General features: G+C 50.1%; 24 protein-coding genes and 1 riboswitch. Of the genes, 15 read left to right on the forward strand and 9 right to left on the reverse strand.

All coding sequences use genetic code 11. The features are described from left to right. Positions 1-15 precede the first annotated feature (15 nt). Together EA26_RS10070 and EA26_RS10075 are read left to right on the forward strand one after the other, a co-directional pair. Positions 16-1,530, forward strand: a complete 1,515-nt coding sequence (locus EA26_RS10070; RefSeq protein WP_039427225.1) for a cryptochrome/deoxyribodipyrimidine photo-lyase family protein — start codon at positions 16-18, stop codon at positions 1,528-1,530. Positions 1,531-1,675: 145 nt separating this feature from the next. Further along, on the forward strand, positions 1,676-1,990 hold the full coding sequence (locus EA26_RS10075; RefSeq protein WP_039427226.1) for a DMT family transporter: 315 nt from the start codon (positions 1,676-1,678) through the stop codon (positions 1,988-1,990). 159 nt (positions 1,991-2,149) lie between these two features. Here the strand turns inward: EA26_RS10075 and EA26_RS10080 are convergent, their stop codons facing one another. Continuing rightward, positions 2,150-2,872 (reverse strand): glutamine amidotransferase, encoded by a 723-nt coding sequence (locus EA26_RS10080; protein WP_039427228.1) that lies wholly within the window; start codon positions 2,870-2,872, stop codon positions 2,150-2,152. Positions 2,873-2,886: 14 nt separating this feature from the next. Between EA26_RS10080 and EA26_RS10085 the strand changes: the two genes are divergently transcribed. Further along, the gene (locus EA26_RS10085) at positions 2,887-3,114 is read left to right on the forward strand and encodes a hypothetical protein (RefSeq protein WP_039427229.1); all 228 of its coding nucleotides are present in this window, start codon (positions 2,887-2,889) and stop codon (positions 3,112-3,114) included. A gap of 19 nt (positions 3,115-3,133) precedes the next feature. Here the strand turns inward: EA26_RS10085 and EA26_RS10090 are convergent, their stop codons facing one another. Further along, complete coding sequence (locus EA26_RS10090) at positions 3,134-4,801, reverse strand: electron transfer flavoprotein-ubiquinone oxidoreductase (RefSeq protein ID WP_039427230.1); 1,668 nt, start codon at positions 4,799-4,801, stop codon at positions 3,134-3,136. Positions 4,802-5,034: 233 nt separating this feature from the next. Between EA26_RS10090 and EA26_RS10095 the strand changes: the two genes are divergently transcribed. Then, positions 5,035-5,787, forward strand: coding sequence for an electron transfer flavoprotein subunit beta/FixA family protein (locus EA26_RS10095; RefSeq protein ID WP_039427232.1), 753 nt, complete (start codon positions 5,035-5,037; stop codon positions 5,785-5,787). Positions 5,788-5,810: 23 nt separating this feature from the next. Continuing rightward, positions 5,811-6,755, forward strand: coding sequence for an electron transfer flavoprotein subunit alpha/FixB family protein (locus EA26_RS10100; protein WP_039427233.1), 945 nt, complete (start codon positions 5,811-5,813; stop codon positions 6,753-6,755). A 100-nt stretch (positions 6,756-6,855) separates the two neighbouring features. On the opposite strand, the gene EA26_RS10105 is transcribed toward EA26_RS10100, so the two are convergent. The 4 genes from EA26_RS10105 to add all read right to left on the reverse strand — a co-directional run bounded on the left by EA26_RS10105 (position 6,856) and on the right by add (position 11,543). Further along, entirely contained in the window at positions 6,856-7,998 is a 1,143-nt protein-coding gene (locus tag EA26_RS10105) for a dihydrolipoamide acetyltransferase family protein (protein ID WP_039427234.1), read from the reverse strand. Further along, positions 7,995-8,978 (reverse strand): alpha-ketoacid dehydrogenase subunit beta, encoded by a 984-nt coding sequence (locus EA26_RS10110; protein ID WP_039427236.1) that lies wholly within the window; start codon positions 8,976-8,978, stop codon positions 7,995-7,997. The genes EA26_RS10105 and EA26_RS10110 overlap by 4 nt, the downstream gene beginning before the upstream one ends. Then, positions 8,971-10,065, reverse strand: coding sequence for a pyruvate dehydrogenase (acetyl-transferring) E1 component subunit alpha (gene pdhA / locus EA26_RS10115; RefSeq protein WP_039427237.1), 1,095 nt, complete (start codon positions 10,063-10,065; stop codon positions 8,971-8,973). Before pdhA ends, EA26_RS10110 begins: the two co-directional genes overlap by 8 nt. Before the next feature lie 473 nt (positions 10,066-10,538). Beyond that, the gene (gene add / locus EA26_RS10120) at positions 10,539-11,543 is read right to left on the reverse strand and encodes an adenosine deaminase (RefSeq protein WP_039427239.1); all 1,005 of its coding nucleotides are present in this window, start codon (positions 11,541-11,543) and stop codon (positions 10,539-10,541) included. A gap of 26 nt (positions 11,544-11,569) precedes the next feature. Further along, a riboswitch (purine riboswitch) is annotated at positions 11,570-11,669 on the reverse strand. Positions 11,670-11,820: 151 nt separating this feature from the next. On the opposite strand from add, the gene EA26_RS10125 reads away from it, so the two are divergent. Together EA26_RS10125 and EA26_RS10130 are read left to right on the forward strand one after the other, a co-directional pair. After that, positions 11,821-12,135, forward strand: coding sequence for a DOPA 4,5-dioxygenase family protein (locus EA26_RS10125; protein WP_039427240.1), 315 nt, complete (start codon positions 11,821-11,823; stop codon positions 12,133-12,135). A gap of 99 nt (positions 12,136-12,234) precedes the next feature. Beyond that, on the forward strand, positions 12,235-13,782 hold the full coding sequence (locus EA26_RS10130) for a DUF3369 domain-containing protein (protein ID WP_039427242.1): 1,548 nt from the start codon (positions 12,235-12,237) through the stop codon (positions 13,780-13,782). Between the two features lie 29 nt (positions 13,783-13,811). Here EA26_RS10130 and EA26_RS10135 read toward each other — a convergent pair whose 3' ends face one another. Beyond that, complete coding sequence (locus EA26_RS10135; protein ID WP_039427243.1) at positions 13,812-15,749, reverse strand: PAS domain-containing sensor histidine kinase; 1,938 nt, start codon at positions 15,747-15,749, stop codon at positions 13,812-13,814. Positions 15,750-15,887: 138 nt separating this feature from the next. On the opposite strand from EA26_RS10135, the gene EA26_RS10140 reads away from it, so the two are divergent. The 6 genes from EA26_RS10140 (at position 15,888) to EA26_RS10165 (ending at position 21,902) form a co-directional block, all read left to right on the forward strand. Then, complete coding sequence (locus EA26_RS10140; RefSeq protein WP_039427245.1) at positions 15,888-16,862, forward strand: ABC transporter substrate-binding protein; 975 nt, start codon at positions 15,888-15,890, stop codon at positions 16,860-16,862. Continuing rightward, entirely contained in the window at positions 16,859-17,503 is a 645-nt protein-coding gene (locus EA26_RS10145; RefSeq protein WP_039427246.1) for a hypothetical protein, read from the forward strand. Before EA26_RS10140 ends, EA26_RS10145 begins: the two co-directional genes overlap by 4 nt. 83 nt (positions 17,504-17,586) lie before the next feature. Further along, positions 17,587-18,939 (forward strand): molecular chaperone, encoded by a 1,353-nt coding sequence (yegD, locus tag EA26_RS10150; protein WP_039427248.1) that lies wholly within the window; start codon positions 17,587-17,589, stop codon positions 18,937-18,939. Between the two features lie 168 nt (positions 18,940-19,107). Next, on the forward strand, positions 19,108-20,040 hold the full coding sequence (locus tag EA26_RS10155) for an SRPBCC family protein (protein WP_039427249.1): 933 nt from the start codon (positions 19,108-19,110) through the stop codon (positions 20,038-20,040). Between the two features lie 2 nt (positions 20,041-20,042). Then, on the forward strand, positions 20,043-20,555 hold the full coding sequence (locus tag EA26_RS10160) for a hypothetical protein (protein WP_039427250.1): 513 nt from the start codon (positions 20,043-20,045) through the stop codon (positions 20,553-20,555). A 243-nt stretch (positions 20,556-20,798) separates the two neighbouring features. Further along, positions 20,799-21,902 carry an insulinase family protein gene (locus EA26_RS10165; RefSeq protein WP_052079708.1) on the forward strand — a complete coding sequence of 368 codons (1,104 nt, stop codon included), beginning with the start codon at positions 20,799-20,801 and terminating at the stop codon, positions 21,900-21,902. A 44-nt stretch (positions 21,903-21,946) separates the two neighbouring features. Here the strand turns inward: EA26_RS10165 and EA26_RS10170 are convergent, their stop codons facing one another. After that, positions 21,947-22,255: a cysteine-rich CWC family protein gene (locus EA26_RS10170; RefSeq protein ID WP_039427252.1), complete on the reverse strand. Its 309-nt coding sequence runs from the start codon at positions 22,253-22,255 to the stop codon at positions 21,947-21,949. A 75-nt stretch (positions 22,256-22,330) separates the two neighbouring features. Between EA26_RS10170 and EA26_RS10175 the strand changes: the two genes are divergently transcribed. Together EA26_RS10175 and EA26_RS10180 are read left to right on the forward strand one after the other, a co-directional pair. Then, positions 22,331-22,558, forward strand: coding sequence for a DUF3820 family protein (locus EA26_RS10175; protein WP_039428984.1), 228 nt, complete (start codon positions 22,331-22,333; stop codon positions 22,556-22,558). 156 nt (positions 22,559-22,714) lie between these two features. Next, positions 22,715-23,599: an SDR family oxidoreductase gene (locus EA26_RS10180; protein WP_039427253.1), complete on the forward strand. Its 885-nt coding sequence runs from the start codon at positions 22,715-22,717 to the stop codon at positions 23,597-23,599. Between the two features lie 2 nt (positions 23,600-23,601). Here the strand turns inward: EA26_RS10180 and EA26_RS10185 are convergent, their stop codons facing one another. Then, complete coding sequence (locus EA26_RS10185; RefSeq protein WP_039427255.1) at positions 23,602-24,534, reverse strand: LysR family transcriptional regulator; 933 nt, start codon at positions 24,532-24,534, stop codon at positions 23,602-23,604. Between the last annotated feature and the right edge of the window lie 121 nt (positions 24,535-24,655).

Below are 24,655 nucleotides of genomic sequence, written 5' to 3' on the forward strand. Positions count from 1 at the left end.
AAACAAGGAAAGAGTATGGAAAAGATCAATCTGGTATGGCTCAAACGTGACCTAAGGCTGACCGACCACGCGCCACTACAAGCGGCGTTAACTTCGGGGCGACCGACGTTACTACTCTATCTGTTTGAGCCAATGCTGCTTGGCGATGCGCATTACAGCGAACGACACTGGCGCTTTGTGTGGCAATCATTGCAAGCCATCAATCGTGATTTGGCGCAGAGCAAAGGGGAGGTGTTGATCGTCACATCCGATTGGCAAACCTGCTTTGCACGTATTGCTGAGCGCTACGCCATTGAGGCGATTTATTCTCATCAAGAAGTCGGTTTAGCCTGCACTTTTCAGCGCGATCTTGCGCTGGCACAGTGGTGCCAGCAACACGACATCGTCTGGCATGAATTTCCTTATGCTGCCGTGATCCGCAGGGCGCAAACCCGAAAAAATTGGGATGAACATTGGCAGCAAGTAATGCGCTCCCCTTGCTGCGATCCTGATTTAACACGCGCCAATTGGCTGAAGCTGGATGCCGCAACGCTTGGTTTGCGCAGCGATATCCCTGCCACATGGCAGAGTAAACAAGCGGGCATGCAAACTGGCGGCAGTGATATGGCGTGGGCGACGCTGGAGGATTTTTTCGCGCGTCGAGGGCGAGATTATTACCGCTCCATCTCAAGTCCGAGCTTAGCGCGCCACGCATGCTCGCGGATGTCGCCTTATCTTGCGTGGGGAAATATCTCACTGCGGGAGATGTATCAAACCTTGCTCAAACACTGGTCGGTAGCGGGATTTCGCCGCAGCCTGATTGCGCTTTCATCACGTCTGCATTGGCACTGTCACTTTATCCAAAAATTTGAATCAGAATGTGAGATGGAGTTTCGCTGCGTCAACCGCGCTTATGACTCACTCTTACAGCAATCAAGCCAAGCCCCCACCGCGCAGTTAGCCGCTTGGCAAACTGGGCACACCGGCATTCCACTGGTGGATGCCTGTATGCGCTGCTTAATTCAAACCGGGTACCTCAATTTTCGCATGCGCGCGATGTTGGTGAGCGTGTTAACTCATCATATGAATGTCGATTGGCGAGCGGGCGTGACTTATTTGGCGCAACTGTTCCTCGATTTTGAACCGGGCATTCATTATCCGCAGTTTCAAATGCAAGCAGGGGTCACGGGTACCAATACTATCCGCATTTATAACCCGACTAAGCAAGCACAAGAGCATGACAGTGAAGGGCAGTTTATTCACAAATGGGTGCCAGAGTTGGCGCAAGTGCCTGTACCGCTGCTCTTTGAACCCTGGCTGATGACACCGCTTGAAGCGCAGATGTATCAAGTACCGCTTGAGAGCCCTTACCTCAAGCCGGTGATGGATTTGGAAGCCAGTGCCAAGCAAGCACGGGATCGCTTATGGCAGTGGCAGAAACTGCCTGCGGTACAAGCCGAAGCGATGCGTATCCTCGCGCGCCATGTGCGGCAAGCTAAACCGAGAACTTCGCCGCGACAACCCAACAAGCGTCAACCGGAGATGGATTAACACGGCTTTGCGAGTTTTGCATCGCGCCAAGCCAAGCTAGCCAAGACCCGTAAGCTTTGCTAGTCTTAGCGGCACATCAGGAAGTGAGGACGACCTCACCGCTCCATCTTTTCTTCGGGGACGACCCCATATATGAGGTGTATATATGGCGTGGTTAATCCTCTTTCTCGCCGGTATTTGTGAAATCGCTTGGGCTATTGGCCTCAAATACAGTGAAGGTTTTAGCAAACCGCTGGCTTCTGTCGCTACCTTATCGGCGCTGGTCATTAGTTTTGTGTTACTTGGGATCGCGTTGCGCACTCTGCCTCTTGGCGTGGCTTACGGCATTTGGGTTGGGATTGGCGCGGTTGGTACCGCCGTGATGAGCATAGTGCTATTTGGTGAAACGTTGAGCTTGTTTAAACTCGCTAGCTTGGCGCTGATTGTTATCGGCATTGCAGGCTTAAAACTCGCTTCCTAGCATGCGTGATGTAACGATGAGCAAGCGCAATTCAGTCTGAGTAATAGCACGGTTACGTCCATAACCGTGCTATTTAGTGTTTTAGCAAAGGGGCAAAGAGCCCCTTTTGTGTTTGATGGATCTATCTAGCCTGACTCGCTTCGTCATAAAAAGTGATGTTTACTGCGCCTGACAACAGATCTGAGCAAATTGCAGCAGAACCTGTTTGGCGTGCTCGGTTTCGCGGACTTGAGCGCTTTTCACCGAGTACTCCTCTTCAAACTCGTGCTTGAGGTTATCCAGTGACATCTGCATGATTTGCGGCGTGAACTCAGGATGAAACTGCACGCCCCAACAGGCGCTGCTAACACGGTAAGCGTGATGGGGTTCAAAGTCGCTGCGAGCTAAAAGAACGGCGTTTTCAGGCAGCTTTATCACCGATTGGTAATGGACTGCGTGCGCGTCAAACTGCGCTGGCAGGTGGGCGAAAATGGCGTCGTCGTCCGCCGCAGGCTGCTTGGTGATTGGTACGGTGCCTATCTCCAAACCGTGTGGATGATAGCCGACTGCGCCACCGAGCGCTTGCGCGATCAACTGATGTCCAAAACAGATCCCGAGCAGCGGAATCTTTCGCTCAACCAACTGGACAATTTCGTCAGACAAACGCAGCATCCATGGTTTTTTCTCGGAAGCCATCGCCAGCGAACCCATGATGATCACTCCCGCCAGTGAGTGGAAATCTGGTAGAGGGCAAGAAACTCCGTCATGAAACTCAATGTGGATGTCGCGCTGATGTACACCTTGCTCGCGAATAGCGCGCAGTGCCCACTCTTCAAAATCTCCGAATTTTTCCAATTGATCTTGTGGTGCCTGACCAACATTAACAATGAGTAGTGTTTTCATACGTTTCCTTACGAATGAGATTTGTGAGAGCTGACCGTATCAGTGCGGTTGAGCCTGCTGCATGGAGTCTTAATCTAGATAAATCCCCTAAGCTGTGCAACGGCTATTTGCTGGCAATTGGCTTACTCAATCGTGACGACTTACCAGTTATGGCTGGCGTTTTAAGCCTGAAAAAATCAAGCAACAACAAAGCAAATAGAAAGCCAAAGCAAGTAGAAAACCAGCGAAGCGTGGTTCGCTGACTTTCTATGTGAAGGGCGGCTACATATTGCTGTAGTTTGGCCCGCCGCCACCTTCGGGTGGAACCCAAGTAATATTTTGCGATGGGTCTTTAATGTCGCAGGTTTTACAGTGCACGCAGTTCGCGGCGTTGATCTGAAATCGGCTTTCTCCATCCACTTGGACCACTTCATACACCCCGGCAGGGCAGTAGCGTTGGGCAGGCTCGGCAAATTTTTCCAAATGTATTTGGATAGGAATCGATGCGTCGGCCAAGCGCAAATGGCACGGTTGATTCTCTTCATGTCGGGCACCGGAAAGGTAAACTGAAGAAGGTTTGTCAAAACTCAGCACGCCATCGGGTTTCGGGTAGGCGATGGGCTCACAATGGCTGATATCGAGCAAACGCAGGTGATCATGATGAGGCGCTTCCATCTCCCACGGAGCAGGGCGTTTGAAGAGCGGAACCCAAACATTTTGCTCAAAGCTGTTGATGACCCCGCCAGCCACATTGCCGTAGCGGTGGATAGTGGCGCAGAAGTTTTGCGCATTTTCCAGCTCGCGATACAGCCAAGAGGCGCGAAACAGGCTGTCGTAGTCCGGTTCGCTGTGGCGTTTGCCCGCTTGCACACAGTCAAATACCGCTTGAGCTGCCAACAGGCCTGATTTCATGGCGCTGTGGCAACCTTTGATCTTGGCAAAATTAAGTGTGCCGGCATCGCAACCAATCAGGAGCCCACCGGGGAACTGCTGTTTCGGCAGCGAGTAGAGTCCTCCTTTGGCGATGGCCCGCGCACCATACGCAATGCGCTGTCCGCCACGCAGATATTTGCTGATCGCCGGATGATGTTTGAGGCGCTGAAATTCATCAAACGGGCTTAGGTACGGGTTGTGATAAGAGAGGTCGGTGATAAGGCCCACCGCAATCTGGTGGTTATCCAAGTGGTACAAAAAGCTGCCGCCAGTGGTATGGGTTTCATTCAGCGGCCAGCCAAGCCCGTGCAGGACATTACCGGCTTGATAATGGGGATGATCGTCCGCCAGTTGCCAGATCTCTTTGATGCCGAGCGCGTAGTGCTGTGGCTGTTTGTCTTTATCGAGTTCAAAGTGCTGAATTAAATCTTTGCCGAGATGGCCGCGTGCGCCTTCGGCAAACAGAGTGTACTTGGCGTTTAGTGCGATGCCGGATTCAAAATTGGCTTTTGGCTCGCCTTGCTTGTCTCGCCCCATGTCAGACGTGATGACGCCGATGACAGCACCGTTGTCATCGTAGTTGACCGAGGCGGCGGCAAACCCGGGGAAGATTTCCACCCCCAACTGTTCGGCTTGGCTAGCTAGCCAACGGCAGAGCTCGGCCAAACTAATTACATAATTGCTACTGGCGTTATGCATGGTTTTTGGCGTGAGAAAATGAGGTAGGCGAATGTGATTGTGTTCGGTTGCCAGGTAGAGGAAATCGTCGCTTTTCACCGTCGTTTTCAGCGGGGCATCCATCTTCTGCCAGTGCGGAAACAACTCGTCCAAAGCGGTGGTTTCAAACAGCGCGCCAGAGAGAATATGCGCGCCCACTTGCGATCCTTTCTCCACGACGCAGATACTCATATTGGTTTGATGTTGTTGGCTAAGCTGTGCCAACTTGCACGCAGCCGAGAGCCCGGCGGGGCCAGCACCGACAATCACTACATCAAATCCCATTGTTTCTCTTTCCATGTCGTCAACTCATCGTTACGTTTTCAGTCGTGCTTTAAATATAGTCCAGTTGACGTAAACGTAAACTAAACTAAGCTCAAAAGGTAATAGAAACTAGGTGATCAAAACGGCATGGAATGTGTGAATAAACAGTAAGCTACTTATCAAGCTCCCCAAAGCGCTTGAGTTGAACACACTAACGTGCAGGCAGTCGATTTTGATTCTACCGCATCCCCATTTGGTAAGGAGGCAATGTGAAAGTCTTAGTCGCGGTAAAACGTGTTATTGACGCTTACGTAAAGGTCAGAATTAAAAGTGATGGTTCGGGCGTAGAAACGAACAACGTCAAAATGTCGATGAACCCTTTTTGCGAAATCGCCGTGGAAGAGGCGATACGCCTGCGCGAAGCGGGTGTGGCAGAAGAAGTGGTGGTGGTTTCGTTGGGTGATGCCAGTTGCCAAGAGCAGTTACGTGCAGCCTTAGCGCTGGGGGCAGATCGCGCGCTCCACGTTGAAACTGCCTCTGAACTTGAACCGCTCAATGTGGCGAAGTTACTGCATGCCGTGATGAAAAATGAAGCGCCGGGGCTGGTGCTGCTTGGCAAACAATCGATTGACAGCGATAACAACCAAGTTGCGCAGATGCTGGCTGCGCTTGCGCGCCGACCTCAAGGAACGTTTGCCTCGAAGATCGAAATGCAAGGTGAGAGCGTGTTGGTGACACGGGAAATCGATGGCGGTTTGGAAACTTTGAAGCTGCAATTGCCTGCGATTATCAGCACCGATTTACGTTTGAACGAGCCGCGATATGCCTCTTTGCCCAATATTATGAAAGCCAAACGTAAACCGCTGGATGTCACCACGCCGCAAGCACTTGGCGTATCGCTCAAAACACATCACCAAACGTTGCAACTGCAACCGCCACCACAGCGGCAAGCGGGAGTGATCCTGTCCAGCGTCACTGAGCTGGTGGATAAGCTCAAAAATGAAGCTAAAGTGCTGAGTTAAGCCCTGCATTCAAGGAGGAAAAAATGAACGACAAACCAGTATCGACATTAGTGATTGCAGAGCACAACCAGCATACCTTGGCGGGCGATACGTTGCGCACACTAAAGGCGGCACAATCGCTTGGCGGTGAGGTGAGTGTGCTGGTTATGGGGCACGAATGTGAAGCCGTAGCGAACACGCTGCGGCAGTGTGATGGGGTGACGCAAGTTTTGCTCGCGCAGCACAGTGCTTATCAACATGCATTGGCTGAAAATGGTGCCGAGCTGATTGCTAAATTGGCCGCAGATTATTCTCATATCCTGGCTCCCGCGACCACCTTTGGCAAAAACCTGCTGCCACGCGTAGCGGCGCTGCTGGATGTCGGACAGCTTTCTGACGTCATCGCCATTGAATCGAGTGATACGGTGATCCGCCCTGTCTATGCGGGCAATGTGCTGGCAAAAGTGCAGTCGCTCGATGCCATCAAAGTGATGACCATTCGCAGCTCAGCGTTCGATGCCGTCTCCGACTGTGGTGGCGACGCGCCTGTGGTTGAAATCAATCAGGTTATCCCCTCCGAGACCTCTGAATTTGTGCGGCAGGAGAAAGCCGAGAGTGTTCGCCCTGAGCTGGCCGCGGCTAAGGTGGTGGTTTCCGGTGGACGCGGTTTAGGCAGCAAAGCGCAGTTTGCGTTGGTCGAACAACTGGCCGATAAACTGGGCGCAGCGGTTGGCGCTTCACGCGCGGCGGTGGATGCCGGCTTTGTGTCGAATGACTTACAAGTCGGGCAAACGGGCAAAATTGTTGCGCCGCAGCTCTATATCGCGGTGGGCATTTCAGGGGCCATCCAACATTTGGCGGGGATGAAAGATTCCAAAGTGATTGTGGCGATCAACAGCGATGCCGATGCGCCCATTTTCCAAGTGGCCGACTATGGCTTAGTTGGGGATCTGTTTACCCTAGTGCCCGAGCTTATTGAGCAGTTGTAGTGCGTCCAGTGCTGCTCATCACTGAATAGCCAAAAAGAAAGCCCGGTTGAATGATTCAACCGGGCTTTTTGTTGCTGCTTTGCTGGGCAATATCAGCGCTTTATACGCTTGGGCGCTGTAAGTGCTGCGCTAACGCTTTGGTAAAGCGTGCCGCCTCACCACCAGTACACGCACGGTGGTCGAAGGTGATCGACAATGGCATCGCTTTGACCGCCACCGCTTTATCTTCCTTAATCACCACTTTTTCAATGATACGCCCTGCGCCGACGATCGCTACTTGTGGCAAGGAGACGACGGGCGTGGCGTAGATCCCCGCGATGGCACCGAAGTTTGACAAGGTGATCGTGGCGTGTTGCAACTGTTCACGGCCAATTTTGCGCTCACGAATTCCTTTGACGGTGTCGTTTAGCCAAGTGCGGATCTCACTAGGTTCAATATCGTCAGCATTGCGCAGCACCGGAACGTACAGTCCATGAGCGCTGTCCACCGCGATGCCCACATTGACGGTGTGGTGCACGCAGCGCGTCATGGTTGAGGCGTCAAACCAAGCATTGAGCGCCGGCTCTTGCTGGCAAGCGTATACCACCGCTTGGATGAGGCGCGTGGTGATGTCTTCATTCGGTCCCCAATCGGCAAGCACCGCTTCTTCAGTAATGGTGACGGCAGCAACGTTGTGGTGCGATTCCGTCATGGTGCCCACCATAGTGCGCCGCGCCCCTTTGAGCACTTCAGTACCAGGGCGCTGTTTGCCCGCCTCATCGTAAACATCAGCATCGACAATCAAACCCGCCGGGCCGCTGCCTTGCACTTGGTTGATTTCTACGCCCAATTTTTGCGCCAGCAGACGCGCAGAGGGCAGGGCACTGACTCGAGGCTCTGGCGATGCCTCTTGTTCACCACCGATCCAAAAGTCATCGACGTTGACTTGATGGGTGGTGTGGGAAACATGGCCGACGACCGTGGCGGCGTCTTGCTTTTGGCGTTCATTTTGCGCCACTGCCGTGGAGTTGGTTTCATCAATTTCCAGCAGCAAGCTGCCGATATTGACGATTTCCCCCTCTTCGCCGTGGCGACTGACGATGGTGCCTCCCCAAGGGGCGGGCACATCGACCGTGGCTTTAGCGGTTTCCACCGTGAGCACTATCTGATCGACTTTCACTACATCGCCGGGGCGAACGTGCCATTTGATGATTTCGGATTCGGCGAGGCCTTCGCCAAGGTCTGGTAAAATAAAGGATTTCATTTCCACCCCTCCACTAGCTCACGCGCGGCTTGCACGATGTCGGCTTCTTGGGTCATAAAGTACTCTTCGTTGCGGTAATACGGCATCACCGTATCTAATCCGGTGACGCGCATCGGCGGCGCTTTGAGCATACACATGGCGCTTTCGGCGACTCGGGCGATGAGCTCTGCGCCCACACCGCCACTGCGACACGCTTCATGCACCACCAGTAGTCGTCCGGTTTTTTCCAACGAGCGCAAGATGGTGTTCATGTCGATTGGTTTGATGGAGGCCAGATCGATCACTTCCGCCTCAATGCCTTGAGCCGATAAGCTTCTTGCTGCTTGTAGCGACTCCACTACGCAAGCGCCCCACGTCACCAGCGTTAAGTCTCGCCCTTTGCGCAGGGTGAAACAGGTATCCAGTGGCAGCGCTTCGCCGTTGTCCACCACCTCGGATTTCACGGTGCGGTAGATGCGTTTGGGTTCGAAGAACATCACCGGATCGTTGCTTCTGATCGCCGCAAGCAGCAGGCCGTAGGCGCGTTGCGGCGAAGAGGGAATCACCACTTTAAAGCCGGGAATGTGCGCAAACAGCGCTTCGATACTTTCAGAATGATGTTCTGGCGCATGAATACCGCCACCAAATGGAGCGCGAAAAACTGCAGGGCAAGCAAGGCGACCCCGGGTGCGATTGCGCATTCTTGCTGCGTGACACATCAGGTGCTCCAGTGCCGGAAAGACAAATCCTTGAAACTGGAATTCGGCAACCGGGCGTAGTCCTTGGGTTGCCATGCCAACCGCCACGCCGCCAATCAGAGCTTCCGCGAGAGGCGTGTCAATCACGCGCTTTAAGCCAAACTTCTGTTTAAGGCCAACGGTCGCGCGAAACACGCCGCCGTTGTCGCCGACATCTTCCCCCAGTATCACTACCGATGGGTCGTGCTCCATTTCATGGTGCAACGCGAGGTTGACCGCTTCGACTAAGGTCATTTCAGCCATGTTTGCCTCCCTGCATACGCATTGCTTTATTGATTAACTGATCTCGCTGCGCAGTCAGCTCGGTCGGTAGAGACTCGTAGAGGTAGTCAAAGGCACTTTCCGGTGCTTGCGGCGTTAGGCTGAGGTAGCGCTCCACCGCCTGTTCGACAATCGCTTTGCTCTCTTCGAGCCAAGCGGCATCTTCCTCTTCGTTCCAAGCGCCTTGGGCGAGCAAAAAGGTTTTCAAGCGTTTAACTGGCTCATACTGCCAAGCTTGCTGCAAGTCATCGGCATTGCGGTAGCGGCTGGCATCATCGGCGGTGGTGTGATCACTCAAGCGATAGCTGACGGCTTCGATCAAGGTGGCTCCTTTGCCTTTGCGAGCTCTATCCAGAGCTGTTTTAACGGCATCGTAAACAGCGATCACATCATTACCGTCAACGGTTATACCGGGAATGCCAGCACCAATCGCTTTATCGGATAACTGCCCTGCCGCGCACTGTAAATGGCGGGGGACAGAGATTGCCCACTGGTTGTTGTTGACCACAAAAACCAGTGGCAAGTGCCAAACCCCCGCGCAGTTGATCGACTCAAGAAAATCGCCTTTTGAGGTCGCACCGTCGCCACAAGTCACCAGAGCGGCGTGGTGGTCTCCTGCAATTTTCAACGCAGACGCAACGCCGACCGCATGGGTACATTGCGTGGCGATCGGCACGCAAAATGGCAGATCATGGTTGCGCAGTTGGCCCTCGGTGGGAGCATAGTCGCTGCCGCGCTCATCACCGCCCCAATATTGCAGGTTTTTTTCCATACCGATGCCGCGCACCCACATGGCAGGCATGTCGCGATAGTAAGGAATAAAAACATCAGAAGGCAGTAAGGCATGGCCGACGGCGACCCCGAACGCTTCCGAGCCCAAGTGGGACGGATACGTCCCCAACTTTCCGGTTCTTTGCAAGGCCACGGCTTTGTTGTCATAAGCGCGTGTCACCAGCATGTCGCGGTAGAACTGTGTCAAAAGTGGAATATCAGCCCAAGAGGGCAATGGCGCAACCAGCTCACCGGCATGGTCGATAAATCTGCGCATGGGTAATGCCTGAACATTCATCTCACGTTCCTTTAATGCGTCGTTTCCACAGAAACAACCAACAGAGTCCCATAACAAGCAACGCCACCGCTAAGTTTCATCTAGAGTTGATTCGCTGACAAAATGGCAAAGCCTGATATTGTGTCCTGCTAATACTCGATGCGTTAATTCATTTCCCTGCAATTAACACATTCTGTAGTGATGAATCTTGATGTTGCTGATTTATTGTAAGTGTAATAAAAATGTTAAATCTTGCAGGCGATTGTTTTAGATTAAACAGTAAACCCAGCGTTACACCCTGGGTTTTTAGAGGAAAGTTCCAATTTTTAACCAAGAGAGGCGAAGAAGTTGAATCTATTCACTAGGTTTGACGGTAAATAAGTGACAATCTTTGTGTAAAAAAGCGTGAAGAAGTGACAACAAGCGAAAGGAAAAGGGAGAAAAACAAAGCGCCCTTCTAAGCGAAAGGGCGCTGGCTGAATCAAAAGGCTCGATTATTTGGCAAAGCTCATCAGGTGTGCTTTAACCGAATCAGAGCTGAACGCACTCTCTACACTGACTCGGTAAATCTCGAAATACTCTTGCTCAGTGAGGTCGAACGTTTCCATCACTTTGCGCACTTCATCGGTCATGGTGGTGTTGGAAACCGTGCGGTTGTCGGTGTTGATCGTCACGGCAATGCCATCTTTATGGAATGCTTTGATCGGGTGCTCACTCAAACTGTTCACTGCTTTGGTTTGCACGTTGCTGCTTGGGCAAGTTTCCAGTGCCACCGCTTCATCTTTCACTAATTGATAGGCTTGTGGATGATTATGAATGAAAATGCCGTGGCCAACGCGCTCGGCACCCAACAGCGCGATCGCGTCATGAACGTTTTGCCCTGCACCTTGTTCACCCGCGTGAATAGTGACGTGGTAACCAAGAGATTGGGCGTATTGTGCGTAGGGGATAAACTCGTGGCAGAAGCCCGGCAGTTCACTGCCAGCTAAGTCAAATGCCACAATACCGCTCTCTTCTTTATTAATGTGTTTCGCGCCAGCCTCAAGCACAGCCTTGATTTGATCTTTCGGCATGGTACGTAAGATAGAGAGAATGTAGTTGCCGTGAATATCATATTGCGCTTCGGCGCGTTTCATGCCACGAACCACACTTTGCATGATTTCGTCCAGCGACAAACCTTTCACTTGATGCAGCAAGGGGCCAAATCGCACTTCCATGTATTTGACGTTTTCTTTCGCGGCATCTTCAAACAATTCGAACGAGATACGTTCCAAGGCTTGTGCGGTTTGCATTACCATGCCGGGTAGTTCAAAACGTTTCAGATATTCGTCTAGGTTAGGGCAGGTTTCTGGGGCAATCATCATCTGCTGAATTTGCGCGATGTCGCGAGTTGGCAGGGTGAGGTTTTGCTCATCGGCCAAGTCGATGATCGTCTGCGGGCGTACGCTTCCGTCCAAGTGACAGTGCAAATCGATCTTAGGCAGGTCAAAGTAATTCATGAGTCTTCTCTTTATAAAAATCCCGGGTATAAAGTTACAGACTTCATAATCAAGAGTTTAAGGCTCTTGGTAGAAACTCCCAAACCATATCATTAGGATTATATGAAGCATTGATCGAGGCAAAGTCTAGCACTGGATACTTCTATCAGCAATCGGCAACTTGGCCGATTTTGTATGCAAAGTTCTAATTTTTTGAAGGATTTATTCAGCGCTTATCTCTTGGATTTTGTTTGCCGAAAAGTAGAATGTGACGAAAAATTTGCATAGGTGACCAATCATGTTCCACGCACACGTTTACTATCCGTTAAATCGTCGTTCTGATGCGGCTGAGTTGCACGAGAAAATTCGCCGCGAGCGTAAAGACGTTTTACAAATATTTCCTCTGGTGGATCGCTTAGTCGGACCACACAAGATGCCCATGTTTGAGCTGCACTTTCGTGACAACCAAAAGGGGCTGATTGAGTGGCTGGACACTCAGCGCGGTGGTTTTTCGGTCCTTATTCACCCGGTAAGTGAAGAGGAGTTGCTCGATCATACCGAGCGCGCACAGTGGCTCGGTACTAACCTTGGCATTTTTGAAGAGATATTCTAAGTGTGATCGCAAAATGCACATCTTTCTGTCTAACCCCTTTCTAACTTGAGCTTTTGTGCTAAAACTTAATAAGTAGTGGATAAAACAGAGGCTTAGTAAATGGATTTATTTGCTGACCATCGTGCAGAAAATGGTAAAGCTGTCAGTGAGACGATTGATTTACAACGCAGCCATCAACCTTGGAAAGTGTTGCTCGTCGATGACGACCAGCAGATGCACCAGATAACGCGTCTTGCTTTATCTGGTTTTCATTTTCAGGAGCGCAGTTTAGAACTCATTTCGGCTTATTCTGGCGTCGAAGCTCGGCGAATTTTGCAAGAACAGCAAGATATCGCGGTGGCGTTCGTTGACGTGGTCATGGAAACTGAGCACGCGGGCTTAGAGTTGGTGAGGTTTATCCGAGAAACCTTGGAAAACCGCTTGATCCGTTTGGTGTTGCGAACTGGGCAAGCTGGGCAAGCACCGGAAGATGTGGTGATCAAAGAGTATGAAATTGATGACTACAAGGAAAAAACCGAGCTAACTACGCAAAAATTAAAGACAGTGCTCTATTCAATGCTGCGTTCTTATCGCGATCTGTGTTTAATTGAGGAGCAAAAACAAGGGCTTAGCCGTGTAATTCAGGCTTCCGCTTTTGTGCAAAATACCACCACCTTACAAACTTATGCCTCGTCGGTTTTAGCGCAGCTTACTTCATTGCTAAAGCTAGAAAAATCGGCGCTCTATTGCATTGTCAAACCCGGTCCTCAAGGGGAAGAGTCGCGTGCTTTAACTCTCGCTGCGACGGGATCCTACGTCGATTTCTGCGCCAAATGCGCGTTTGATATGCTGCCAGACGTGGTGGCCGAGCGTTGCCAACAAGCTTTGCTCAGCAAGCAAACCATGAACTACGGCGATGCATTTGTGCTCTACAGCCATGATGAACAGGGCGTCGATAGCCTGTTGTATGTCAATCTCAACAAGAACTTAGATGAGTTTGACTTACAGTTACTGGAACTGTACATGCAGAACATCGGCCTGACTTTCGAAAATCTCAACCTGATGCTCGATATTCGCGAAACCTCCAAAGAGTTGGTGTACAACTTGGCCAATGCGGTCGAGGCGAGAAGCCGTGAAACGGGTGCGCACGTGCAGCGTGTTTCGCTATTTGCGGAGAAACTAGCTCAGCTTTACGGCTTAAGTGAATACGATAGTAGCATGATCAAACACGCCTCGCCGCTGCATGACATTGGCAAAGTGGCCATTCCCGACGCGATTTTGCATAAACCGGGTAAGTTGGATGCGGAAGAATGGAGTGAGATGCAGCGTCATGTCGAGTACGGCGTAGAGATATTGAGCAAATCTAAGCGACGTTTGATTTCTGTCGGCAGAGAAATTGCCGCTTCACACCATGAAAAATGGGATGGCTCGGGTTATCCCAATCGTTTGAGCGGAGAAGCCATTCCGATTAGTGGTCGTATCGTCGCTTTGGCGGATGTGTTTGATGCTCTAGGTTCGAAACGAAGTTATAAAGAGCCGTGGAGTGACGACGACATCTTACGCGAGATCATCGCGCAAAAAGGCAAACACTTTGACCCCAAACTGGTTGAGCTTTTTCTCGATAACATTAGCGACTTTATTGCAATACGTGAAAGTAACCCCGACTAAAAAGCGACTAATCAGTCAATCATGGAACTCTACTCTTGGGCGATGTTGAGCGGCAGCTCCTTAGGCAAAGTGATGGTGAACTGCACCCCTTCGCCGGGGGCTGACGCCAAATGAAGGTCGCCTTTTAACTTCTGCTTGATCAAGTTAAACGCCAAGTTTAGCCCCAAACCCGAGCCGCCTTTGCCCCGTTTACTGGTGAAAAAGGGCTCGAAAATCTTTTGATGCAACGATTCATCCACGCCACAGCCGTTGTCGCTGTAATGCAGAATGATGTTTTCATCTTGCTGGTCCAGTCTGATCACAATGCTGGGTTGCGCTTGCTCGGCAAAGGCGTGATTGACGCTGTTTAAAATCAGATTTGAGACGATTTGGGTTAACACGCCCGGTAGGCTATTCATTTCCAATCTTTCATCGCCTTCGAGGAGCGGCGTTACTGGGACCTTGCGTGTTTCCGGGTGCAAGCTGGCAATCAACGCAGATAACACTTGCTTGACGTTGAACTCGCTGCGGCTCTCTGAAATTTGATCCACCGCCGTCTGTTTGAAATCGCGAACTAACTTGGCAGCGCGGTGCAGATTGTTTTCCAGCATCTCGCTGCTGTCGGTCATTTGCTGCATCAATTGGGCAAACTGGGTGCTGGTCAGCGACTGATCAGAGAAGGCTTGATTCAGTTGACGCGTCGCATCACGAATGATGGACGAAGCCGTCACCGCGATCCCCAAAGGGGTGTTGACTTCGTGAGCCACGCCAGCGACCAAACCGCCCAAAGCGGCCAGCTTTTCCGATTCCACTAAGTGTTCTTGAGTTTGTTGTAGCTGCTCCATGCTCTGTTTGAGATCTAAGGTGCGCAGCGCGACCTGATGTTCGAGATTCTGGTTGAGCGTTTGTAGCTCAACTTGTGTGCGCTTAAGGTCGGTGATATTCAGCGCAGTGCCACGAAATCCGACAAATTGATCTTCCTCGTAAAGAGCGATCGCTTGAAAGTGGAAGTATAACGCCATGCTGTTGAGCGTGATGCACTCTTCGCAGCGAGAAAAATCCTGCTTTTTGAGCAAGTAACGCTTCAATTGATTGGCGTGAGAGAACGCTTCCAGCTCACTCAGCAGCGGCTTGTGATTTTCGTTTAGGTTGAGTGCATTGAGCATCGCTTCAGAGCAAAAAGTTAAACGGCCGAGGTGATCGGTTTCCCACAGCCAATCCGACGACACATGAGTAAAATCAATAAAGCGCTCTTGCTCACGTTTGATGTTGCGATAAAGCGTAGTCACGCTGGTGGTGATGCGGTTGGTCTCATCCCCCAGCCAATCGAGTTCATCTTCACTCTCCATCGCCCAATCGGAGTGCGCTAATGCCAAGGGTTCTGCGGGATGGCGCGGATTGTAGTTGCGCAGGTACTTGGCGATTTCAAAAATACGCCGATTCACACTGGTGTGGAACACCATCAAGATGATGGTACAAACCAAGGTAGTTTTAATCGCGTTCATGGTCAGTGTGATTAAAAACTGCCGGATCAGTTGCTGATAAATTTGCCCAGCGTCTGATTCGACGTAAATGGTGCCAATGGTTTGTGACGTGTCATCCAGCGGGTTTTGATAAATAAGGGGAAAGCGGCTGCCGATCGCTCGCTCTTTGACCTTGCGCCCGGCATTGAACACATAATCGTCCGAGCGGACTTCTAAGAAATCGATTTTGGGCAAGTTGACCAGACCATCCAATCGCTCTTGCAGCAACACCATATCAAACGACCACAGCGAAGCCGACAACAAACCTGCGTGCACATTCTGTATTTCGTAGTGTCGCTGCTCAACATCGTTGAACTCTTTGTCGTAATCCCAATAGAGCTGCAACAAGGTGGTAAACAAGGTGATCACGCCGCTGATGATGATCATGATCAGCACAATCCGCCGACCAATGCGGCTGAACAGTGGGTTATGAATGCTCTCTTCGTACTGCTGGACTTTGCTCATACTGGTAGGTGGCTCCTGGCACTTTCATCTCAGTATAGATGCAAATACGCGAGGCTAATGTTGTCTGGCCAGCAGAATTCCTCGTTATTGATATTTTCAACTACACTGCAATGGAAAAGACCATTTAAGGCGAGCACTATGAAAACGATTTCGTTACTACTCATTATGCTGTTTTCAATTTCACTGCGAGCAGCAGATGTGTTGGTAATTGAAAGTTATCACAACCAATATGAGTGGGATAAAAGCTATTTACAGGGGCTACGCAGTGAAGTAGCGGATAAAGCAGAGATCGTCACGTTTGAAATGGACACTAAACGTTTGCCGAGAGAGCAATATCCGTTGATGGCGGAGAAAGCGTTTGCCACATATCAACAATTGCAGCCCAAGATCGTCGTGTTGGCTGACGACAACGCATTAAGTTATATGCTGCCAAAACTCTACAATGAACCTATTTCGCTCATCTTTCTTGGTATTAATATCAATCCGCGGAAATTACTTGCGACTTACCATGGTAAGGCTGAAGTGACCGGTTTGCTTGAGCTGCCATTGTTTGTCAAAAATATTGGTGAGATTAAGCGAATTATTGGTAAGCGCGATCTGAAAGTGTGGATATTATTTGACTCCGGTGTGACCTCTGAAATCGCTGCAAGTTATATCGACAGCCAGTATCAATTAATGAAAAAAAGTTTAGCGGTCGATGTGAAAATTCATCTGATTAGCGATTTTCAAGATTGGCAGAGGACAGTGGGATCTGCGCAAAGCGAGGGGGTAGATGCCATTATTGTCGGTTTGTATCAAACCATCACCGATGCGACAACTGGCAGAAACACGCCATCCGAAGAGGTACTGGCCTGGACCAATCAACACACCCGCGTACCCTTATTTGGCTTTTGGGATTTTTCTGTCGGCAAAGGTAAAACGTCGGGTGGTGTGGTTCTATTTGGCGATGTGCAAGGCAAGCAGGTAGGACAAATCATCAATCAGATTCTATCCGGCATACCCGCCAATACTATCCCTATCCAAATCGGCAATCAGGGTAGAGCTCTTTTTAGTGAGAGTGAAATGAAACGTTGGGGCTTGCAAGCGCCGTCGCATGCGGAGTGGGTGGAATGAGTTTGGCAACGATCTTTGAAGTGGCATTGTTGGCGATCGCTTATTTGCTGACGTTCTTATTCTTGTTGCCTAGTCAAATCCCTGATAATCATCCGTTTGACTTTAAAGGCCCACGCTTTCTTCTCACTAAGCCTTGGAAAAAAAGCGCTAATAAAGCGTGGCGCGCCTATTATGCGCAGGTATTGCAACCTTTTCTCGAACAGAAAACTTTTTATGCGGTGAGCTGTTTTGCGCTGTTTATCAGTTGGCACAACAGCATTTCGTGGTCGGTTTCATGGGAAAATGGTTTACCCATTATTTATCTCTTCTCGCAAGACATCAACTTGTATGAGGTGAATCAGATTATCATTATTTCCGCGCTATTTTCCTTGTTATTAATGCAGCCATTTTGGAAAGTGTCATTATTGGCAGCTTATTATCTTTCTTCACTATTAATAAAGCGTCTCTCATTTAGCAAGCTCAAATTTACCTTGGTTACTTTCTGTTTCTTGGCTTTAGTGAATTATGCGTTGACGGTGATTCTGTTTTACTTGCTGAATCACTATTATTCTATCAGTTACGGAATGTTATTGATGCCTGGGTTTATTTTACTCTTTGCTTTGGTGCTTTGTTTGCCGACATCACGTTTCTCACGCCAATAATCTCGCTTCGATTAACGCGACTGGCTATTTCTGCTTCCCTGAGTTAGCATTGCCGACCTTTTTTATCAGCGACGGGAGGCACTATGTTTATTGGCTTTGATTATGGTACGGCAAATTGCTCGATTGCAGTGATGCAAGAGGGCGAGCCACAACTGCTCCCGCTTGAAGGACAAAGCTACTACATCCCGTCAACGCTATCGGCACCCAGTAGAGAATCGGTATCCGAGCATCTATTTCGCCATCGCAACATTAAACCGTTTGATGCCATCGGCGAACAACTGCTGCGTCGTTCAATCAAGGAAAACCGCGAAGAGAGTATCGAGCTTCATGCGCAAGATGTCTCCTTTGGTCAAGCAGCGCTGGATCGCTATTTGGCCGATCCGCGTGATCTCTATTACGTAAAGTCACCGAAATCGTTTTTGGGTGCTTCCGGTTTGCATGATATCCAATTGAGTTTTTTCGAAGATTTGGTGTGCGCCATGATGGCCAATATTCGCCAAAATGGCGAGAAAAGTACGCAAACGGCGATTGAAAGTGCAGTCATTGGCCGTCCGGTTAACTTTCATGGCCGTGGCGGTGAAGTGGCGAATCGTCAGGCAGAAAACATCTTGCGCCGCGCTGCGCTGCGGGCTGGGTTTAAACAGATAGAATTCCAGTTCGAGCCTGTTGCCGCCGGGTTGGAATACGAAGCGACTTTGACGCAAAATCAAACGGTGTTGGTGGTGGACATCGGCGGCGGGACCACCGACTGCTCATTGCTTGAAATGGGGCCGACATGGCGGGGCCAGAAAGATCGTAGCGCCAGTTTGCTTGCCCACACCGGGCAGCGAGTGGGCGGAAACGATCTCGATATTCATCTGGCATTTCGTCAGTTGATGACGCCATTCGGCTTTGGCAGTAAAGCGCTCAGTGGCATTGATATGCCGAGAACGCAGTTCTGGAATCCGATCGCGATTAACAATGTGCAAGCGCAAAACGAGTTTTACTCGCGACAGAACTTAGCTGCGTTAAAAACATTACATAAAGAAGCACAAGAGCCAGAAAAGCTGGCGAGACTGCTGCAGGTTTACCATGAAACGCTGGGTTATCAAATAACGCGTCGCGCCGAAGAGGCGAAAATTGTGTTGTCGGAACAAGACAGATGTCGCCTGTCGCTCAATCTGCTATCGGAAACGCTTGAAGTGGAGATTGAGCATCAAGAGATGATCGCCGCGATTGAAGTACCGAAACTCAAAATGGTTGAGTTGGTGCGTGAGGCGGTCGCGCAAGGTGGCAAACAACCAGACGTTATCTTTATGACGGGCGGCTCTGCACGCTCTCCAGTGCTGCGAGAGGCAATCGAAAGTGAGCTGCCGAATATTCCTTTGGTCAGCGGCAACTATTTCGGCTCAGTCACGGCGGGCCTCGCGCGCTGGGCGCAGGTGTGTTTTGCTTAACCAGCGAGCGCTTTGCCTAACAGGCTGCTGAGTAAATAGTGTAAAGGATCGCCTCTGAAGCCTTGGCGGCGCAGTTGGCGAGTTTGCTACGAAGGCGTACAATCGTTATCTCATTGAGTTGTCTGAGCACATCGTACGGGTTTGGTACCGTTTCATTGGAGAGATAAAATGCCTGAATGTCGCGTTAGCCGCAGTATCCACGTCGAAAAAAGTGTCGAGAAAACCATCGACTACATCAGCGATTTTACTACATGGACGAAATGGTCACCGTGGCTGATATTGGAGCCAAACAGCGAAGTGGTGTTCAGCACTTTTCAGCAGCAACCGGGTGCTTACTACACTTGGAAAGGTAAACGTATTGGTCAAGGGCGAATGGAGCTGGCGCATCTTTACGACAACCAATTGGTGTACCGTCTCCACTTTCTCAAACCTTTTAAAAGCCATGCTGAAGTGCGTTTTAATGTCACGCCCTCGGGCTCAGGTTGTAAAGTGGAATGGCAGTATCGCGGCCACCTGCCGTGGTATCTGTTTTTTCTCAAAAGCTTTATTCGTAACATGCTGCGTATGGACTATGACCGAGGCTTGCGCATGCTAAAAAGTGCGCTAGAAACCGGACATGTTGACAGTAAAGTTCGAGAGCTGGGCGAACGAATTCTGCCCGAAACCCACTATATTGGCGTTTGGGGTTCGGCAACGTTGGACGAAATTGCCACGCTGGCACAGCGCCATACGGATAACCTCAATGATTACGCGGCGCTACACAATATCAAAGCATGTGGCGAGCAGTTTACGCTCTACCAATCCATGTCAATGCGTAAGCGGCGTTTCGATTTCATTACCTGTTTGCCCGTTTCTGAACCAATGCCTGTAGCGGAGAAGTTTGTCGCCGGTACGATTCCCGCAGGCGTCATTTTTGCGGTGGAACACCAAGGCGAATATCAATTTCTTGGCAACGCTTGGGCCTTTGCTGCATCACTAACGCGTGCCAAGAAATTTAAAGTCAAATCTCGTCCGCTGGGCATTGAAAAGTATCTCGATAATCCAAGTGAAGTCGCTCCAGACCAATTGCGTACGGAAGTGATGCTATTTAAAAATGGCTAACCATGAATACCTTTGTGATTGAAACCGTACTGCTGATTTTGCTCGCGATGTTTGTCGTGCTGGTTGCGCTGCAATTGTGGTTTTGGCTTCGGCCCTATCTTTATGATCTGCTGCTGCCAGCCGACTTTCGTTTTACAGTGCGTAATCTGCTGGCGACGCTTAATCAGGTCAAACCAAGGGGTGAGATCCGCGCAGAGTACGCCGCGCAGCTTGGTGAACTCATGCAGCCCAATTTAGCGCAAAGGCAGAAAATCCTTGCCGCAACGCAGCTTTTTACTGAGGTCACGCAAAACCATCCCATTTCGTTGAACAGCCCAAAGGATCAAGCGATTGTTGAACAGAGTGCTCAGCAATTGCAGCATTTAGCACAGCAGATGAGCAAGCAACCTAAGCATCTCTGTCATGCGATTTCAGCCCATTTTTACTGTGCTGCTTGTGTATGGCTGTGTCAGCTGATCTTGGCGCAGACACCAGATAACGAGCAAGACAGGGGTATTTCAGCTTCTGAACAGTAAGTTGGGCGATCTCGTGTCTTAATTTCGAGACTTTATTTTATTAGCGATTGTGGTGCTGAAAAAATGCACTATAATCCCGGCTGATTTTTATAAGATGTCGCAAAAATCAGTTCCACTTTGACTCCCATGCCTACCCTAAGGCCACTTGCACAGGTGCGAACAAGGAAGCCATTTTCAGACGTCTTGATCAAAAGATATAACAAGTTTGCTTGTTTGGTATATTTGCCTTGATTGAGGTTTTTCGTGCTATTCGCAGTATCTAATCCGTTTATTAAAAAAGTGAAGTCATCGGTTTTGTTTGGCTTATTGTCGATGACTTGTGCTCTTCCTGCTGCCCACGCAGCGATTGAAACACTCTCGCTGACGCCAGAGCAGAACTGGATGCCAACCACCGACCTCAGCCTGCCAAGACAGATGAAAATCGGTACGCTGGAAAACCATATTCGTTACGTACTGATGCCGTCACGTCGCAATAAAGATGCGGTTGCTATTCGCCTTGAGATGGGAAAAGAGCGCCGCGCGCAACGTTTGTACCGTAAGCAAGCGCTATTGAGTGAGCAACCGCTGGCGGACGCGCTGCGTGAAGTACTAGAACAAGCGGGCAGTAATCAAACCCTAATCACTGGTGATCAGGAAGAGGTTACGCTGATTCTGGTTGGCGATTTTACAACGCGTGACGCCGAAGATGCCATTAATGGAGTTTTTGCCGACGTCAAGCTGGTGAAGAAATCTCAGCCTTTGGCCACGCAGCTTGCCGCCGAGCAGCCAGAGAGTGTGGAGCAAACTCCGCGCATTTTGGTTGCAACGCGTACATCGACCGACGCACTGTTTGATTTGGATGAAGACAGCAAAATGAGCCGTAAGGAATCGCTGTCGCGCCAATTGGCAAATCAGGTACTGGCCAAACGGATTGAAAATGCGCTCGTGACCGATGCCGAGCAAGAAAAGGTTGCGGTGTCAGTCGAGGAAGAAAAAGCGGCGGGGCGTTTATCAACTAAAGCGTTAATTGAGTTTGCTCAGCAACCGGATTGGATGCAAGCCAAAGATATCATCGCGAAAGTGATTGATTACACGAAAAATGGCACCATCAGTGCGCAGGAATTCAGTGACCAAGTGCAGCAAATGCATCAGCGTTTAAAAGCAAACTTGCAGCAGGATATCAGCGAGCAAGCGGATGAGATCGCGCTTGCGGTGCATCGTAAACAGGTTTATCTCCAGCCTTCGGATGAGCTACGTCTGTTTGAATTTCACGTTGCCCACATGAGCGAAGCGGATCTCAACCAGTCAGCGATTCAAATTTGGTCTTCCGATATCGCAACCATGGTGCAACCTGCCACAAGCAACTGATTGATCACCTTCGCTCATCCAACATCAAACACCGCTCTCTGGCTTTAGACGAGCGGTGTTTTTTCAAGGCAGCGGCGACACAAACAGCTCTTGCCTTGTAACTCTGTGGCGATCTCTCTTTCTTCTAAATCGAAACACCAACAGGTCGATTTGCCCGCGCTGATGTCACAATGGCTTGGTTGGCGGCAACTTGAGCATTGATGGGTGGCCTCTTGGCCTGCAAGTTGTAACAAAACGTGCTCTCTTTGCTGATCGCTGCTGGATGCCCAATTGACAATCTCCGCCATGGTGCGATGGCAGCCTTGGCAAATCCCACCATTATTTTTGCATGCGCCGATACACGCTGATTTCATCTTCTGTTTTCACCTTGGTTACAAAGGGGCACAATGATAGTCTTTGTTGTTTGGCAAAGACAGGATAAAAACGCGATGCTGGAAAAAGAGAACCTACTAAAATTGGCACGTATGCCGATGCCCTATGGCAAATATGCCGGGCGAATGCTGATCGATCTACCAGAAGCTTATTTGCTGTGGTTTGCGAACAAAGGATTTCCAGACGGGGAACTAGGCCAACTGTTACAGCTTTGCTTGGCGTTAAAAATCGAAGGGCTAGACTCGGTGGTAAAGCCGTTGAAGCGTGATAACCGAGCACGATAGCAGTGCCCTCAAGTTTACTAATCTTGTCTTAAGATGTTGCTAACCAACTTGGTTATATAATGGTTTTCTAAGGTTTTACCTCAAATTGCTGGTCAGCCATATATTAAAAGAGGTGCCATACCGCCCAGAGGAAGAACTTTCGTCAGGAGAAAATGAATGAACAATTCCCCACGTATTCTCGTTGCTGGTTCAACGGGCTATTTAGGTTCACACATCGTAAAGCAACTGCTTGAACAACAGATGGATTTCAAAGCGCTGGCTAGGAGTCGAAGCAAATTGCAGCAGTTGGGGGTGGACGACGCGCAGATTGTCCAAGCGCAGGTAACCGACGCGCAGCAATTGCAAGGTATCTGCGATGGCGTGGAGGTGGTGATTTCTTGTTTGGGTATCACCCGTCAGCGTGATGGGCTGAGTTATGCAGACGTCGATTACGGCGCGAATCTCAACTTGCTGCTGGAAGCTGAGCGCGCTGGCGTGAAAAAGTTCATCTATATCTCGGCATTTAATGCCGCGCAGTTTCCCAAGGTGCGCTTGCTCAATGCCAAAGAGCGTTTTGCTCGACTGCTTCTAAGTTCGACCACCGTTACGCCTTGCGTGATTCGTCCCAACGGATTTTTTTCTGATCTGGAGGAGATTTACCATATGGCAAAAAACGGACGCGCCTATCTTTTTGGTCAGGGTGAGTTGAAACTCAACCCGATCCATGGAGCGGATCTGGCGCGCTTTTGCCTAGAGGCCATATCGCGCACTGAGCAAGAGCTAGATGTCGGTGGCCCTGATGTGCTGAGCGCCAAGCAGATTGCGCAACTGGCTTTTGACGCCTTAGAGCGCGAAGCCAAGCTGACTCATTTGCCTGATTGGATGCGCCGCACGAGTTTGGTGATTGCGCAACATCTGCCCGAAAAATGGGCTGGCCCGTTCGAGTTTTTTCTTGCCGCGATGGGCAAAGATGCCATTGCACCGTGCTATGGCTGCTACCATCTAAAGGACCATTATCGCTTGCTGGCAAAGCAAACCCACCATGCCGCTCGCTCACAGTAGTTTCACTCTGGGTTGGGCGGTATCTGCTGTGCAAAGTGCTCAAAGAGAAAATCGAGAAACAAGCGAATGCGCTTGGGTTGGTACTGGCGGCTCATATAAATCACGTTGAGATCGGCGTTCAAACTGGCTGCAGACGTGTTGAAGTTTTTCATGTAGCCATCCAATACGGTGACAAGGCGCTTTTGCTGAATATCTTCCTGCACATCCAAAATCGATTTGAGCGCAATACCTGCGCCATCCAGTGCCCAGAGCCGAATCACTTCCCCATCGTCAGAAAATCGCTTTGGCACTATGGTAATGGCATCGCGCTGTTCGCTTGCTTGAAAGTGCCAAGTTTTTAGCTCCTCATTACTGCGTAGCATCGCCAAGCAATCATGATGAGCGAGATCGTGTGGCGTTTTCGGCGTCCCTTTTTTGGCTAAGTACTCCGGTGAGGCGCACAGTACGCGCTGACTGGCCGCTAAGCGGCGGGAGATCAAATTGCTATCGGCCAGTGAGCCATACCTTACCACCACATCGATACCTGATTCGGCAATATTCACCAAGTTATCATTGAGATAGAGATAGGGCACGACTTGAGGATAGCGCTGGCAAAAGGCCGATAAAATCGGGTAGATGTACTGCTTGCCAATGTCTTTCGGCGCGGCGACTTTCAACGTGCCACGCACCTCTTTACTGCCAGTTTGCAGCAGGTCTTCTGTCGCTTTGACCGCCTCAAGGATCTCTAAACATGCTTGGTAATACGTCGCGCCAGAGTCGGTGAGCGAGAGATGGCGGGTACTGCGATTGAGCAGCTTCACGCCATAACGCTCTTCCAGCGCTTGTAAGCGCGCAGTCACAGTGGCGGGGGAGAGCCCGAGTTCTCTGCCTGCGGCGGCAAGCCCTTGGTTTTTGACTATGCTGGCAAACATCGTCATGTCGGCAAATTTATCCAATGGTATCCCCTGATTGTTTGAAAATTCTAAATAATGAATTTAATAAACGGTAAATTATCAAATTATTTCGAATGAATATACTGGCTCAACTATGGCGCATCGACATCATTGGACCAAACGC

It is taken from the genome of Vibrio navarrensis (assembly GCF_000764325.1).
Classification (GTDB): Bacteria; Pseudomonadota; Gammaproteobacteria; order Enterobacterales; family Vibrionaceae; genus Vibrio; species Vibrio navarrensis.

Bases quoted from the DNA above. Each gene is read 5' to 3' on its own strand.
- EA26_RS10070 (WP_039427225.1), top strand. From the start codon at position 16: ATGGAAAAGATCAATCTGGTATGGCTCAAACGTGACCTAAGGCTGACC.
- EA26_RS10075 (WP_039427226.1), top strand. From the start codon at position 1,676: ATGGCGTGGTTAATCCTCTTTCTCGCCGGTATTTGTGAAATCGCTTGG.
- EA26_RS10080 (WP_039427228.1), bottom strand. From the start codon at position 2,872: ATGAAAACACTACTCATTGTTAATGTTGGTCAGGCACCACAAGATCAA.
- EA26_RS10085 (WP_039427229.1), top strand. From the start codon at position 2,887: ATGAGATTTGTGAGAGCTGACCGTATCAGTGCGGTTGAGCCTGCTGCA.
- EA26_RS10090 (WP_039427230.1), bottom strand. From the start codon at position 4,801: ATGGAAAGAGAAACAATGGGATTTGATGTAGTGATTGTCGGTGCTGGC.
- EA26_RS10100 (WP_039427233.1), top strand. From the start codon at position 5,811: ATGAACGACAAACCAGTATCGACATTAGTGATTGCAGAGCACAACCAG.
- EA26_RS10105 (WP_039427234.1), bottom strand. From the start codon at position 7,998: ATGAAATCCTTTATTTTACCAGACCTTGGCGAAGGCCTCGCCGAATCC.
- EA26_RS10110 (WP_039427236.1), bottom strand. From the start codon at position 8,978: ATGGCTGAAATGACCTTAGTCGAAGCGGTCAACCTCGCGTTGCACCAT.
- pdhA (WP_039427237.1), bottom strand. From the start codon at position 10,065: ATGAATGTTCAGGCATTACCCATGCGCAGATTTATCGACCATGCCGGT.
- add (WP_039427239.1), bottom strand. From the start codon at position 11,543: ATGAATTACTTTGACCTGCCTAAGATCGATTTGCACTGTCACTTGGAC.
- EA26_RS10125 (WP_039427240.1), top strand. From the start codon at position 11,821: ATGTTCCACGCACACGTTTACTATCCGTTAAATCGTCGTTCTGATGCG.
- EA26_RS10130 (WP_039427242.1), top strand. From the start codon at position 12,235: ATGGATTTATTTGCTGACCATCGTGCAGAAAATGGTAAAGCTGTCAGT.
- EA26_RS10135 (WP_039427243.1), bottom strand. From the start codon at position 15,749: ATGAGCAAAGTCCAGCAGTACGAAGAGAGCATTCATAACCCACTGTTC.
- EA26_RS10140 (WP_039427245.1), top strand. From the start codon at position 15,888: ATGAAAACGATTTCGTTACTACTCATTATGCTGTTTTCAATTTCACTG.
- EA26_RS10145 (WP_039427246.1), top strand. From the start codon at position 16,859: ATGAGTTTGGCAACGATCTTTGAAGTGGCATTGTTGGCGATCGCTTAT.
- yegD (WP_039427248.1), top strand. From the start codon at position 17,587: ATGTTTATTGGCTTTGATTATGGTACGGCAAATTGCTCGATTGCAGTG.
- EA26_RS10155 (WP_039427249.1), top strand. From the start codon at position 19,108: ATGCCTGAATGTCGCGTTAGCCGCAGTATCCACGTCGAAAAAAGTGTC.
- EA26_RS10160 (WP_039427250.1), top strand. From the start codon at position 20,043: ATGAATACCTTTGTGATTGAAACCGTACTGCTGATTTTGCTCGCGATG.
- EA26_RS10170 (WP_039427252.1), bottom strand. From the start codon at position 22,255: ATGAAATCAGCGTGTATCGGCGCATGCAAAAATAATGGTGGGATTTGC.
- EA26_RS10175 (WP_039428984.1), top strand. From the start codon at position 22,331: ATGCTGGAAAAAGAGAACCTACTAAAATTGGCACGTATGCCGATGCCC.
- EA26_RS10180 (WP_039427253.1), top strand. From the start codon at position 22,715: ATGAACAATTCCCCACGTATTCTCGTTGCTGGTTCAACGGGCTATTTA.